Source organism: Enterococcus sp. (genome assembly GCF_032555305.1).
Taxonomy (GTDB): domain Bacteria; phylum Bacillota; class Bacilli; order Lactobacillales; family Enterococcaceae; genus Enterococcus_A.
This window is the reverse complement of the sequence record NZ_JAWGOQ010000038.1, coordinates 10996-25918: the sequence shown is the minus strand read 5'-3', so window position 1 is coordinate 25918 and position 14923 is coordinate 10996. Positions and strand designations below refer to the sequence as shown.

Annotated in this window: 9 protein-coding genes; 4 read left to right on the top strand and 5 right to left on the bottom strand. The window is 41.9% G+C overall.

Going from position 1 to position 14923, the window contains the following annotated elements:
- The first annotated feature begins 10 nt into the window (after nt 1–10).
- The 3 genes from E6139_RS20370 (at nt 11) to E6139_RS20360 (ending at nt 3587) form a co-directional block, all read left to right on the top strand.
- Nucleotides 11–760: a MurR/RpiR family transcriptional regulator gene (locus E6139_RS20370; protein ID WP_316405376.1), complete on the top strand. Its 750-nt coding sequence runs from the start codon at nt 11–13 to the stop codon at nt 758–760.
- A gap of 600 nt (nt 761–1360) precedes the next feature.
- On the top strand, nt 1361–2890 hold the full coding sequence (locus E6139_RS20365) for a DUF1538 domain-containing protein (protein ID WP_316405375.1): 1530 nt from the start codon (nt 1361–1363) through the stop codon (nt 2888–2890).
- The gene (locus E6139_RS20360; protein WP_316405374.1) at nt 2880–3587 is read left to right on the top strand and encodes a transposase; all 708 of its coding nucleotides are present in this window, start codon (nt 2880–2882) and stop codon (nt 3585–3587) included. The genes E6139_RS20365 and E6139_RS20360 overlap by 11 nt, the downstream gene beginning before the upstream one ends.
- Before the next feature lie 74 nt (nt 3588–3661).
- Here E6139_RS20360 and E6139_RS20355 read toward each other — a convergent pair whose 3' ends face one another.
- Entirely contained in the window at nt 3662–4129 is a 468-nt protein-coding gene (locus tag E6139_RS20355) for a Dps family protein (RefSeq protein WP_316405373.1), read from the bottom strand.
- A gap of 199 nt (nt 4130–4328) precedes the next feature.
- Here E6139_RS20355 and E6139_RS22895 point away from each other — a divergent pair, with 199 nt between their 5' ends.
- Nucleotides 4329–4931, top strand: a complete 603-nt coding sequence (locus E6139_RS22895; RefSeq protein WP_410470556.1) for a prepilin peptidase — start codon at nt 4329–4331, stop codon at nt 4929–4931.
- Here the strand turns inward: E6139_RS22895 and msrA are convergent.
- From msrA to rpoB, 4 genes are all read right to left on the bottom strand, one after another.
- Nucleotides 4928–5452, bottom strand: a complete 525-nt coding sequence (gene msrA, locus E6139_RS20345) for a peptide-methionine (S)-S-oxide reductase MsrA (protein WP_316405371.1) — start codon at nt 5450–5452, stop codon at nt 4928–4930. The genes E6139_RS22895 and msrA overlap by 4 nt on opposite strands.
- A 121-nt stretch (nt 5453–5573) precedes the next feature.
- Nucleotides 5574–6674, bottom strand: a complete 1101-nt coding sequence (locus tag E6139_RS20340) for an LCP family protein (protein WP_316405370.1) — start codon at nt 6672–6674, stop codon at nt 5574–5576.
- Nucleotides 6675–6923: 249 nt separating this feature from the next.
- Nucleotides 6924–10577, bottom strand: a complete 3654-nt coding sequence (gene rpoC / locus E6139_RS20335; protein WP_316405369.1) for a DNA-directed RNA polymerase subunit beta' — start codon at nt 10575–10577, stop codon at nt 6924–6926.
- A 73-nt stretch (nt 10578–10650) separates the two neighbouring features.
- On the bottom strand, nt 10651–14265 hold the full coding sequence (rpoB, locus tag E6139_RS20330) for a DNA-directed RNA polymerase subunit beta (RefSeq protein ID WP_316405368.1): 3615 nt from the start codon (nt 14263–14265) through the stop codon (nt 10651–10653).
- Between the last annotated feature and the right edge of the window lie 658 nt (nt 14266–14923).

Here is a 14923-nt window from a genome sequence, read left to right as displayed (position 1 = left end):
AGGTAAAACAATGGATCATAAATTAAGCGAAACAGAACAATACCTCTGGGATTTTATTGAAAGCCATATCCTTGAAATCCCAAATTACTCCATCGTCAAACTGAGTGAGCAAGCCAATGTTTCGACTGCTACAATCGTGCGGACAATGAAAAAGAAAGGTTACGAAGGCTTCACCGCTTTTAAACATCATTTGAAAGAACAGGAAAATAAAAATATCAATTTTTCTGCATTGGATAAAGTTGACACGGGCATTCGGCGGGCGATTCTAAAAAATGAACAAGAAGTCGTTCGAACCATCAACATGATCGAAATCGGCAATATCGAAGATGCCATTCAAAAGATCAAAGCTGCTGATCGGGTAATTATTTTTGCTCGAGGCTTCTCAGAGATGATTGGTCAGGAAATGATGGTGAAATTTCAATTAACCGGGAAAAACTGTCAAATGCATAACGATCCGGAAATCATCAAAAATATCAGCCGAAAACTAACGAAAAGAGACATTGTCATCTTCATTTCGCTGAATGGAGAGACTAAAGAACTCGTTGTCGCTGCCAAAAATTGTTACGATGCCGAAATCGGGTCGATTCTTTTAACAGCGAACAACTCTTCCAGCCTGATGAATTATAGCGAAATTGCTTTAGTCGGCTTCAAATCGGAAGGTTCTTACTTTCCTGATTACGAGGTACGTTCAAGATTGCCATTACAGATCATCGCACGAATCTTACTGGACTCCTATGCCTTGCGGGTTACTGATAATTGAGAGATTTTCAATAAAAAGCAGTACCGACTTCCGCTTTGTCAAAATATAAATTGAATTAACAAAAAATGAGCGTTAAACATAAAAAGAGACTAATCCAAAAGACTTTCTGGTGAAAATATACAAAATGAAATCGAACAATCATATTCCTATCGATTGTGATAGAATATGATTGTTCGGGTTCTTGTTAATTATTCAGGTCTTTAATACCTCATTCGCTAAATAGTAAGTTTTTGAAGCATTGTCTTCTTTAGTTAATCCCCTCTTTTAGATAATCTTTCTACGCAATAAATACTTACAATTGAACTGTTTAGATCATTCCTTTCATACTCCGAATCAATTCTCTCTGAATCTTCAATTAAAGCTTTAATTTTCATTCAATTTCCTGTAAAATATTACATTTTTTCGAAAAACGTGGTACTTTTTATATAGTAGGTGTTGAAATGGCACGCGATTTCACGAATTCCTATCCCTTACCACATTCGCTTTGCTTTTAACATCCTTTCAACACATTGCAATCAATTTCTTCCTATTTTTAACTATTTCAAATTTGATCTACAAAATTTTTCTTCCCCTTTGTAGAATTAGAAAAGATGTGAAACGATGAACCAAAAATTAAAAGATAATATTTCAGAATCTTTGTCAGCGGTCCTTCCTATCACACTGATCGTCTTAATTATCAGTGTTGTTTTAGTACCGATGGAAATCGGTACGATTGCTATGTTTCTTGTTGGAGCAGTCATGTTGATCGTCGGGATGGGCTTTTTCCAGTTAGGCGCCGAAATGTCTATGACACCACTTGGTGAAGGGATCGGTGTCCAGCTTTCGAAGAGTAAGAAAATCGGGATACTCGCTTTCGTAGTCTTCATCATTGGTGCGATCATCACCATCGCTGAACCGGATTTGCAAGTATTAGCAGATCAGATGCCTGCGATTCCCAGTGATTTATTAGTCTGGACTGTTGCTGTTGGTGTGGGGATTTGCCTCACGATAGCCGTCTTGCGAATCTTGTTTAAGATCAACCTGTCCCTCATATTAATGGGACTCTATTTGATTGTGGTATTGCTCTCTTTTCTGGCTCCAAATGATTTTGTTCCTGTAGCCTTCGATTCTGGTGGAGCTACCACGGGACCGATCACTGTTCCCTTCATTTTAGCTCTAGGTGTTGGGCTCGCTTCCGTTCGAAGTGATAAAGATGCCACCGACGACAGCTTTGGTTTAGTAGCAATTTCTAGTATCGGGCCCATTCTGGCAGTATTGTTATTAGGGATTTTCTTTCGACCAACGACTACCTCTTACACGCCCATCGAATTTCCAGATATCATTACTACACGTGATGTCATGCGCGAATTCATGCTGGAGTTGCCCCATTACGCCAAAGAAGTCATGATCTCTATTTTGCCGATAGCCGCCATGTTCTTTATCTTTCAATTAGTCAGTCGTCGCTATCATCGTAGACAGTACGTTCGAATCATCGTTGGACTTATTTATACATATCTGGGACTTGTGCTCTTTCTAACTGGCGTAAGTATCGGTTTTGCCCCTGTAGGTAGTTTGTTAGGTGGCGAGTTAGCTGCAAGCAAGTTTAAATGGTTGCTTGTTCCAATTGGCATGCTGATTGGGTATTTTATTGTAAAGGCCGAACCTGCCATTCAAGTGTTAAATCATCAAGTCGAAAACGTGACTGGCGATGCGATTTCCGCTTCTGCAATGAACCTCTGTCTATCGATCGGTGTATCCGTCAGTGTCGGTTTGGCGATGCTGCGCTCCATTACTGGAATCAGTATTTACTGGATCATTATCCCTGGGTACCTTATCGCTCTGGCACTGACCCGATTTGTTCCAAAGATATTTATTGGGATCGCCTTTGACTCTGGCGGTGTGGCAAGTGGTCCAATGACCAGCACTTTTTTACTTCCCCTCAGCATTGGCGTTAGCGAAGCTCTGGGTGGAAATATCATGGCAGACGCTTTTGGCGTTGTAGCCCTTGTTGCTTTAACTCCATTGATCGCCGTTCAAATTATGGGTGTCGTTTATAAGTGGAAATCAGCGAAGTCTGCACAACAAGCGGATCTAGCTATAGAAGAGCTTAATGAAATCGAAGAATGGGAGGATTCTGAGGATGATACATAATAAGCCATCAGTTCGAATGCTAGTATTAATTATCGGGCATAAAGATGCCAAAAAAGCCCGCGCTATTTTAGAAAACCATGGTTCTCCTGTTCAATATTTAACGATCGGTGAGGGGACTGCCACGAATGAAGTTATGGATGTTTTAGGCTTAGGTGTATCTGAAAAAGCGATTCTTTTCAGTCCAGTATTAAAAAAACAGGTCCCTAATTTGTTCACAGCACTTGCTGAGGGCTTATCCCTCCATAAACCTAATAGAGGCTGTGCCTTTACTTTCCCTATTTCTGGAGCAAGTTCGTATATTATGAAAATGTTAGATTCGGAAAAATTTGAAAAGGTAAAAAAACATGCCGAAAGAGAGGAAAGACAGATGATTCATGAAGCAAAACACTGCTTACTGATGGTCACCATCAACCAAGGATTTAGCGAGGAGGTCATGGAAGCAGCGACGGCAGCTGGGGCTGCTGGTGGTACTGTCATCCATGCGCGCCGACTTGATTCTCAAGAGACGCTGAAAAAATGGGGCATCTGTGTACAGCCGGAAAAAGAGATGGTCTATATCTTAGTGGAAAAAGACAAAAAGCTGGCAATCATGAAAGCGATCAGCGCGCAATGCGGTCTGCAGAGTGAAGCGCAAGGAATCCTGATCTCGATTCCAGTAGATGGTGTTCTCGGTTTAAATACGGATACACCACAATAAACGAAATAGCTGCGAAAGCCCGATATACAAAAAGAGGCGCCCACCATTACTGAGGGGTGCCTCTTTTTAATTAGTTATGCATCAATTTCTGGTGCTTTTCCTAAATGTGCTTGGATCATCCAAATACGTTTTTCTGTCGCAGTTTTGAATTCGATGAAGATATCTTGCGTTGGATCATCGCCTTCTTCGCCAGTTACGTCAATCCCTTTTTGATAAAGATCTGCTAAGTAACGGTAGCCTTCAACAAGTGTAGCTAAACGTTCTTCCATTGTACGATCCCAACGTCCTACTTCATCAGGAATTTTTGTTTGATCAGCCATTTCACGTAACGTTGAATAAGGTGATCCGTCTAATGTGATCAAGCGTTCTGAGATTTCGTCCAATTGATCGTTCACGTCATCCATGAAATCATCCATCATTGGGTGTAATGTCAAGAAACCAGGGCCGCGCATGTACCAGTGTGTTTGGTGAATGACCATGGACATTTGACTCAAGTCTGCAACTAGTTGGTTCAATACTTCTTTTGTTTTTTCGAATTTCATTCCTTCATACCTCCTAATTTTTGCTCCACTAAAAGCATAATACAATTATGGCAAAAGTACAAAGAAAATGCTGGCAAAACGCTCATTTTTCGTATCTTATTGAAAAAGGGAGGTGAAAACCATCATACATTTTATCTTTGGAACGGTCATCGGATCTTTCTTGGCCGTCGTTTGTACCCGGATTCCTTGAAATGAATCGCTGCTTTATCCACCTTCCCATTGTGATCAATGCGGACATAAGCTCCATCCAAGCGAAATGATTCCTTTACTTTCCGCTTTGCGTCAAAGATTTTATTGTACCCATTGTCATGAAAAATTTCCGACGCGAAGTTTTTGGCTGGAACTCTTTTGCGGTATTTTCTTTCTAGTCTTCCTGCAGGATTTCAATTGGATCAATCTTTGGCAATTGTTTTGGTTACTGAGTTCACTGGTTTTGGCAGTAATTGATTGGGATCATTATATCGTAGAGATGAGGATTTTTAGTTCAACGGGAGTGATTCTGCTAGTCAGCGGTGCTTACTTGTTCCACCCATATTGGCTTCATCCGCTGATTGTTTTCGGCTTGTTTTTTCTCAGCCAAAAAATACTCCCAAACAGCTTAGGTCTGGGAGATCTTTGGGTGATCGGGCTATGGAGTTTCTTTTTATCCGGTTACGAATTGCTTCAGGTTCTATTTGTCGCTTCCTTCAGCGGTCTTGCCTTTTTCGGCTATCAGGCATTACGAAAAACAATCCCGGAGCGACTTCCATTTCTGCCCTTTTTATTTATCGGGCTGCTATTCCTACTCTTGAAAGAGCGTTAAGCATTCCAGTACTGACGGATGAAGCCTTTACGTCCCGAACCTTCACTATAGGCGTTGTAGTGTTCGGGATTTTTGCGATAAAAGTCTTGATGATACTCTTCTGCGGGATAAAAAGCTTGCGCTGGTTCAATCGCTGTTACGATCGGATCCTTGAAATGTCCGCTCATTTGCAACCGTTCCTTCGATGCCTCCGCTACTTCTTTTTGCTCTGGCGAAGCATAAAAAATCACTGGACGATAAGAATCACCGCGATCGGCAAATTGACCAAAAGCATCGGTGGGATCTGTTTGTTGCCAATAGATCTCGACTAATTGCTGATAAGAGATAACTGCTGGATCAAAAGTAATTTCAACGGCTTCCGTGTGTCCCGTCGTACCGCTGCAGACCTCTTCATATGTCGGATTTGGAACATGTCCACCTGTATAGCCGGAAACAACCTGCTTAATGCCAGGCATTTGATCAAACGGTTTTACCATGCACCAAAAACAGCCCCCAGCAAAAATTGCTTTTTCTTCTGTCATGAAACATTCCCCCTTTTGGTTTCATCATAACCCTTTCTCCCAAAATTGAAACGAATCTGCTCACGTCACACTTTCAAAAAAAAGATAGCGGCTCAATAGTTGCGCCGCTATCTTTTTCATTTTAATAGTTATCGGGATCTACCGGATAAATGATTTTTCCATATCCACTATAATCATAATGAGTCCCCGCACTGATCTTGTCTACTTCACTATCATCAAAGAATAATTGATTGTCGTCATCTTCATCCAGATTAGGCAGCTTCTTTTTCGTTGGCAGATCGAGTTGTTTTTTCACAATATTTTGTTCTTCCAATAAATTATTCAGCCCCAAAATTTGGAAGTAAATATTATTGATCATTTCACCTTGACCTTCCACTTGCGTCTGCTTGATGTTCTTGGCAGCAGGTGTGTAATCTTTGGCGACCGTCAGCATTTCACTCCAGCTTAAATCAGTTCTGACGTAATCCTCTACTGCTCGAAGATATTGCTTATACTTCGTGACGGAATTGACGGACAGTATTTTATGAACGATCTTGGATAAGATTTCACGCTGCCGTGCTTGCCGCCCTACATCGCCCTTCGGATCTTCATGACGCATCCGTACATATTCTAATGCGTGTCTGCCGTCTAAAGTCTGTTTGCCTTTTTTTACGTGCACACCGTCTAAAGTAAAATCGATCTTATTGTCGACTTCAATCCCGCCGACTGCATCAACTAATGTCTTTAGACCCTTCATATTGATCTCAATATAATGATCCACAGGGACATCCATCATTTTCTGAACAGTCTCGATTGCCATCTTGGTGCCACCTAGTGAATAGGCCGCATTTAATTTATCATAATAGGTATCACCTTTTGCGACGTAATTATTGTCATCACCCTTGTAGCCGACGATCTGGGTATAGATATCTCGGTCCAAGCTAGTCATCAAGGTTTGCTTCTTCTTAGGATTGATGGTTACCAGCATCATGGAATCTGAGCGCCCTTGATACGTCCGCCCCTTGTCACCTGTATCCGTCCCCATTAAAAGAATAGAGAAGGGCTCACCGTTTTTCAAATCGACTTCCGTCGAACGTGTACTTTTATAATTGACTTTTTTAGTCATTTTACTGATCGCCTGATCGACATCGTTATTCACTTTTAATAAGTAAACAGTGGCAGCTCCGACAAGTAGCACGATGACTCCTACGACAATCAAGATGATTTTCTTTGTTCTGCTCATGTAGCACCTCAAAAAGTTTTACGTACTGTATATTTTCAGCCATTTTCTCATATTATGCCCATTAAAAATAGCATTAGTATTCTGCTCTAAACGAAATTTAATATCTGAGCAAAGCGACCGCTGTCATTTTGTCAGATACCTTCTTATAATAGCGCGAAAATAAAAAGACCACAAGATTCTTTTGAATCTTGTGGTCTTTCAAAACCAATTGTATCTAGCTTAACGAACGAATTCGTGAAGCATTTAGATTTAGCCTAATGGATTGTTCAAAGCATCTTCGGCAGCCATTTGTGCTTCAATATCTGAGATACTGTAGACATTTTCGCTAGCCACAACGACTTCTTTTGGTTCCATGTTACGATAAGTCGCCATACCTGTACCAGCAGGGATGATCTTACCGATGATAACATTTTCCTTCAATCCAAGTAGCGGATCTTTCTTACCGCGAATTGCAGCATCGGTCAAGACACGAGTCGTTTCTTGGAATGATGCGGCAGACAAGAAGCTGTTCGTTTCCAATGAAGCTTTGGTAATACCAAGCAAGACTGGACGAGATGTCGCAGGCGTTCCACCAGCAACCAAAGTATTGTAGTTTTGATCTTTAAAGTCAGCGATATCAAGTAAAGTACCTGGCAAGATATCTGTGTCGCCTGGGTCCATAACGCGGACTTTACGCAACATTTGACGAACCATTACTTCAATATGTTTGTCACCGATTTCTACCCCTTGCATCCGGTAAACACGTTGAACTTCACGCAGCAAGTATGTTTCTACAGAAATCACATCGCGGACTTGCAACAAGTGTTTAGGATCGATTGAACCTTCTGTCAATTGTGCACCACGGTGAATCATGTCGCCTTCAACGACCTTCATACGAGCAGTGTAAGGAACAGTGTACGTACGGGTATCAGTTTCACCTTTAACAGTTACTTCTTTCGTACGAGTTGCGGCATCTTCAGCGATTTCAACAACTTCACCTGTAACTTCAGTGATAACAGCCAAACCTTTAGGATTACGTGCTTCGAAGATTTCTTGGACACGAGGAAGCCCTTGTGTGATATCGTCTCCGGCAACCCCACCGGTATGGAATGTACGCATGGTCAACTGAGTACCTGGTTCACCGATTGATTGAGCAGCGATTGTACCAACTGCTTCACCGACTTCAACGTCGTCGCCAGTTGCCAAGTTGCGTCCGTAACAATGTTTACATACACCATGTTTCGTATTACATGTGAAGACTGAGCGGATCGTTAATTTCTCAACGCCAGCGTCGATGATGCGTTTTGCATCTGCTTCACTGATCAGTGCATCAGCAGGTAAAAGAACTTCTCCTGTTTCAGGATGCATTACTGATTTTTGCGTATAACGTCCAACTAAACGTTCTTCTAATGATTCGATGATTTCGTTACCTTCACGAATCGCAGAGATTTCTAGACCACGGTCAGTTCCGCAATCCTCTTCACGTACGATAACATCTTGGGCAACGTCAACCAAACGACGAGTCAAGTAACCTGAATCGGCTGTCTTCAAGGCGGTATCGGTCATCCCTTTACGAGCCCCGTGAGTCGAGATAAACATTTCCAAGACAGATAGACCTTCACGGAAGTTTGAGATGATCGGCAATTCCATGATTTGTCCATTCGGAGCGGCCATCAATCCACGCATCCCAGCAAGCTGAGTAAAGTTGGAGATGTTACCACGAGCTCCAGAATCAGACATCATGAAGATCGGGTTCTTCGCATCTAGGGATTCCATTAGTCGTTGTTGGATTTCATCTTTCGCTGCATTCCAGACAGCGATAACACGTTCATAACGTTCATCATCTGTAATCAAACCACGGCGGAATTGCTTCGTGATCGTGCTGACTTGTTTGTGAGCATTGTCAATGATTTCTTGTTTTTCTGCCAGTGCCATAATATCGGCGATACCAACGGTCATACCGGCATGTGTTGAATGTTTATAACCTAAGTCTTTCATGCGGTCAAGCATCATTGACGTATCAGTGACTTTGAAACGTTTGAAGACTTCAGCGATGATATTTCCAAGATTTTTCTTTTTAAATGGTAAGATAATTTCTTGCGCTTTGATCGCCGCAGGAATATCGGCACCTTTTTCGACAAAATATTTGTCAGGTGTATATTGCGTCAGATTGAAATCAGTTGGTTCGTTCAAGTAAGGGAACTCTTGTGGCATGATCTCGTTGAAAATGATTTTCCCAACAGTTGTGATCAGCATGCGTTCTTTTTGCTCTTCTGTAAATGGTTTGTCGCCTAATGTATTAGGATCAACAGCCACACGTGAATGCAAGTGAACATAGCCATTACGCCATGCTAAAACAGCTTCATTCATGTCACGGAAGATCATTCCTTCACCTTCGCGACCTTCTTCTTCCATTGTTAAGTAGTAGTTACCTAAGACCATATCTTGAGATGGTGTAACAACTGGTTTGCCATCTTTAGGGTTCAAGATGTGGGTTGCAGCCAGCATCAGCATACGAGCCTCTGCTTGCGCTTCTTCACCTAGAGGTAGATGGACAGCCATTTGGTCTCCATCGAAATCGGCATTGTAGGCTTCACACACTAGCGGGTGAAGACGAATGGCACGACCTTCAACTAAGATCGGTTCGAATGCTTGGATACCCAGTCTGTGCAACGTAGGTGCCCGGTTAAGTAAAACAGGGTGTTCTTTGATAACTTCTTCTAGAACGTCCCAAACAACGTCTTCTTGACGTTCGATTTTACGTTTGGCATTTTTGATATTTGATGCAATCTCACGTTGAACAAGCTCTTTCATGACGAAAGGTTTGAACAATTCGATCGCCATTTCTTTTGGCAGACCACATTGATACATCTTCAAGAAAGGTCCAACGACGATAACAGAACGGGCAGAGTAGTCAACACGTTTACCCAGCAAGTTTTGACGGAAACGACCTTGTTTCCCTTTCAACATGTGAGATAAAGATTTCAATGGACGGTTACCTGGTCCAGTAACTGGACGGCCACGACGACCATTATCGATCAACGCATCCACAGCTTCTTGCAACATCCGTTTTTCATTTTGAACGATGATATTTGGTGCATTCAAGTCTAACAAACGTTTCAAACGATTGTTACGGTTGATTACACGACGGTATAAGTCATTCAAGTCAGAAGTCGCAAAACGACCCCCTTCTAACTGAACCATCGGACGAAGATCCGGCGGGATAACAGGAATAACATCCATAACCATCCAGCCTGGCAGGTTGCCAGAAGAACGGAAGGCTTCTAAAACATCTAAACGACGAATAGCACGTGTCCGTTTTTGTCCTTGAGCAGTCTTCAACTCTTCTTTTAATTCAGCTGATTCGCCATCAAGATCGACTTGATCTAATAATTGTTTGATCGCTTCGGCACCCATTGCCGCATGGAATTCTTGACCGTATTGATCACGTTTTTCACGATATTCACGTTCTGTTAGTAATTGTTTCTTCTCTAAACTAGTATTCCCAGCATCGATCACGACATAAGATGCAAAGTAGATGATTTCTTCTAACGCACGAGGACTCATGTCTAGCACAAGACCCATCCGAGAAGGAATTCCTTTGAAATACCAGATATGTGTTACAGGAGCTGCTAATTCGATATGCCCCATACGTTCACGACGAACTTTAGAACGGGTAACTTCGACACCACAACGGTCGCAGACGATCCCTTTGTAACGAATCCGTTTGTATTTCCCACAGGCACATTCCCAGTCTTTGGTTGGCCCAAAAATTCTTTCATCGAATAACCCTTCGCGTTCAGGCTTCAATGTACGGTAGTTAATGGTTTCCGGTTTTTTTACTTCACCGTATGACCAGCTTCTGATTTTTTCAGGAGAAGCCAAACCTATTTGCATACTTTCGAATTTATTTACATCGATCAAAAGGGTTTCCCTCCATTTCATTTTATCGTAAGCCAGCTAGGGATAGCTGGCTCACATATGGCAAGTGTGATTCTTATAAGTCTTCTGCAGTTTCGATTTCTTGGATCAAATCTGATTTTTGTTCGGCCTTTTCAGCAGCTGCTTTTTCTTCGATTTCTTTAGCAGATTGTTGTTGTTCTGCATATTTCGTCAAAGCGTCAACTGTGATCAAGTCATCATCGTCATCGTCCATATCTCGTAACTCGATTTCTTTGTCATTGATATCTAAGACTTGCATATCTAAACCAAGCGCTTGTAATTCTTTCACCAATACGCGGAAAGATTCAGGCACACCTGGTTTTGGAATAGGTTCACCTTTGACGATGGCTTCGTAAGTCTTCACACGACCAACCACATCATCTGATTTGTAAGTCAAGATTTCTTGTAGGGTATAAGCGGCACCATAAGCTTCCAGTGCCCAAACTTCCATTTCCCCAAAACGTTGTCCACCAAATTGAGCTTTACCACCCAATGGTTGTTGCGTAACAAGAGAGTAAGGTCCAATTGAACGAGCATGCAATTTATCATCGACCATGTGGGCCAATTTGATCATATACATAACCCCAACAGAAATACGGTTATCGAATGGTTCACCTGTACGTCCATCATAAAGGACAGTCTTAGCGTCTGCCGCCATACGAGATTCACGTACTGTTTCCCAAACATCGCTATCTTGCGCGCCATCGAATACTGGTGTCGCCACATGGATACCTAGCTGGCGAGCAGCCATCCCTAAGTGCAATTCCAATACTTGTCCGATGTTCATCCGAGAAGGAACCCCTAATGGATTCAACATGACATCCACTGGTGTGCCGTCTGGTAAATACGGCATGTCTTCTTCAGGCATGATGCGAGAAACGACCCCTTTGTTTCCGTGACGGCCGGCCATTTTATCTCCTTCATGAATCTTACGTTTTTGCACGATGTAGACGCGCACTAACATATTTACACCTGGAGATAACTCGTCGCCTGCTTCACGAGTAAAGATCTTCACATCATGGACAATTCCGCCACCGCCGTGAGGCACACGTAGAGAAGTGTCACGAACTTCGCGGGCTTTTTCACCAAAGATCGCATGCAATAAACGTTCTTCTGCTGATAATTCAGTTACCCCTTTAGGAGTGACTTTACCAACTAAAAGATCACCATCATGAACTTCAGCACCAATGCGGATAATCCCCATTTCGTCTAAGTTCTTCAATGCGTCTTCCCCAACGTTAGGAATTTCGCGCGTGATTTCTTCAGGTCCTAATTTTGTATCACGAGCTTCAGATTCATATTCTTCAATATGGATCGAAGTGTAGACATCATCTTTAACTAAACGACGGCTCATGATGATAGCATCCTCATAGTTGTACCCTTCCCAAGTCATGAAGGCTACGACCACGTTTTGGCCTAAAGCCAATTCGCCGTTTTCCATAGAAGGTCCATCAGCTAAGATATCGCCGACTTCAACTTTTTCACCTAAACCAACTAATGGACGTTGGTTGTAGCTGGTTCCAGAGTTTGAACGACGGAATTTCGTAATGTCATATTTATCTAATGCGCCATTGTCGCGACGTACACGAACTTCGTGTGCATCAACAAATTCAACGACACCATCATTTTTACATAGTAAAGCGGCACCTGAGTCATGAGCTGCTTTGTATTCCATACCAGTACCAACCCAAGGAGAGCGTGGTTGGATCAAAGGCACAGCTTGACGCTGCATGTTGGCACCCATCAAGGCACGGTTGGAGTCATCGTTTTCCAAGAATGGAATACAAGCGGTAGCGACTGCGACTACTTGTTTTGGCGATACATCCATGTAGTCAACTTTATCGATCGTAACTTCTAAGTTTTCAGAAGTTGCACGAGCCATAACGACTTCTTCAGCGAATGTGCCGTCATCGTTCAACTTGCTGTTTGCTTGGGCTACGACGTAATGGTCTTCGATATCAGCAGTTAAGTAATCAATTGTATCCGTTACTTTACCCGTTGAGCGATCCACACGACGGTAAGGTGTTTCGATGAAACCAAACTTATTAACCTTCGCATAAGAGGCCAAACTGTTGATCAACCCGATGTTAGGACCTTCGGGTGTTTCAATCGGACACATACGACCATAGTGAGAATAGTGAACGTCTCGAACTTCATAACCAGCACGGTCACGAGTCAAACCACCAGGTCCTAAGGCAGATAGACGACGTTTGTGCGTCAATTCGCCTAGCGGATTGGTTTGGTCCATGAACTGTGACAACTGAGAAGAGCCGAAGAATTCTTTGATGCTGGCAACAACTGGACGAATATTGATCAATTGTTGCGGCGTCAATGTTTCTTGGTCTTGGATTGACATCCGTTCACGTACAACACGCTCCATCCGGGCTAAACCGATCCGGAATTGGTTTTGTAACAACTCACCAACAGAACGGATACGGCGATTTCCCAAGTGGTCGATGTCATCGATATTGCCGATGTTTTCCATCAAATTTAAGAAATAGCTCATTGAAGCGATGATGTCAGCAGGACGAACAGTACGTACTGATGAATCTGGATAACCATTACCGATTACTGTTACTTCACGTTCTGGATCTTTTGGTGAAAAGACTTTGATCACTTGAACTGTCATTGGATCCGTCACAACCGCATCTTCCGATGGGTAGTACGTCACTGAGTTCAAACCACCTTCAAGTTTTGGACCTAAATCTTCCATTACTTGATGCGTAAGAACAGTGCCTTTTTCGACAATGATTTCACCTGTCTCAGCATCAACTAACGTTTCTGCTAAAGTTAGGTTCAATAGACGTGTCTTAAGGTCTAATTTTTTATTTACTTTGTAACGACCAACATTCGCTAGGTCGTAACGTTTTGGATCGAAGAAACGAGCAGTTAACAAACTACGTGAGCTATCTGCTGTTTTTGGTTCGCCTGGACGTAAACGTTCGTAGACGTCTTTCAAACCTTCTTCAGTACGAGAATCACTTGGATTTTTGTGCAAGTCTTTCTCGATCGTGTTGCGTAATGATTCGCTTTCGCCAAAGATTTCAAAGATCGTATCATCCGATCCAAAACCTAGAGCACGTACTAATGTCGTCAAAGGAATTTTACGGGTACGGTCGATTCGAACATAAGAAATATCTTTCGCATCAGTTTCCATTTCTAACCATGCGCCACGGTTAGGGATCACTGTTGAACCAAAGCCTTCTTTTCCGTTTTTATCCACTTTTCCATGGAAATAAACGCCAGGAGAACGAACTAATTGAGATACAATAACCCGTTCAGCTCCGTTGATAATAAAGGTTCCTTGTTCAGTCATTAATGGGAAATCTCCAAAGAATACTTCTTGGGATTTGATTTCGCCGGTTTCGCGGTTTACTAAGCGTAATACAACATGTAATGGTGCAGAATAGTTTGCATCGTGTGAACGAGCTTCTGCCACCGTGTATTTAGGTTCTTTCAATTCATAGTCAACAAATTCAAGTGACAAGTTTCCATTAAAGTCTTCAATTGGCAAAATGTCTTCAAACATTTCTCGCAAGCCCTCATCTAGGAACCATTGATAAGAATCTGTTTGAATTTCGATCAAATTCGGTAATTCCAACACTTCACTGATTCGTGCGAAGCTTCTACGTTCTCGGTGTTTCCCGTATTTTACTACGTGTCCAGCCAAGTTCTTCACCCCTCTTAAAAGTTTGAAAACCGATCCGAAGATAAATTACAATAATGTTACAAAAATTAAATTACTGTAACACGCGACATTTTTTGCGGCTTTTAGGCAAAAAAAAACCAAAAATAGAACGTTCTCTTGAAAAATATTCGCGAGCTTCTACTTTTGTTTCCTTATTAAAAACCGGAACGGACAATATTTCGTTCCTGCCTTTTATCATTTCAGATAGTTTTAGCAAACTCATATGATACATGAGATGAATATAAAAGTCAATAGTCTCAAGGCTTTAATCAGAACTCCTCAAGGTTTTCTTAAAACTTTCAGTAAGTATTAATTGATTCAATTTGTTTTACATTTTTGAATATTCAGAATATTCGACAATTTATTATTGACATCTCATTTTTCTTAACGTATACTAATCTACATCTTAATCAAGTTGGAGGTTGTTCCTATGCTGAACGCGAAAAGCTCACAACTGAATAACCGCTATTACTTTAGCTATTTTAGATAGGTTTGTATTCATCCCGATGGATACAAACAACTTAAGTGTTTTTTGTATCTATGATGGCTAGAGCATTTCGATGTACCACCGGCCGCATAGAGAAATCTAAGTGGCTGAAGCATAGTAATATTTTTTGCATTCATAATCACCCACTTAGAG

Bases quoted from the DNA above. Each gene is read 5' to 3' on its own strand.
- E6139_RS20370 (WP_316405376.1), top strand. From the start codon at position 11: ATGGATCATAAATTAAGCGAAACAGAACAATACCTCTGGGATTTTATT.
- E6139_RS20340 (WP_316405370.1), bottom strand. From the start codon at position 6,674: ATGAGCAGAACAAAGAAAATCATCTTGATTGTCGTAGGAGTCATCGTG.
- E6139_RS20360 (WP_316405374.1), top strand. From the start codon at position 2,880: ATGATACATAATAAGCCATCAGTTCGAATGCTAGTATTAATTATCGGG.
- msrA (WP_316405371.1), bottom strand. From the start codon at position 5,452: ATGACAGAAGAAAAAGCAATTTTTGCTGGGGGCTGTTTTTGGTGCATG.
- E6139_RS20365 (WP_316405375.1), top strand. From the start codon at position 1,361: ATGAACCAAAAATTAAAAGATAATATTTCAGAATCTTTGTCAGCGGTC.
- E6139_RS20355 (WP_316405373.1), bottom strand. From the start codon at position 4,129: ATGAAATTCGAAAAAACAAAAGAAGTATTGAACCAACTAGTTGCAGAC.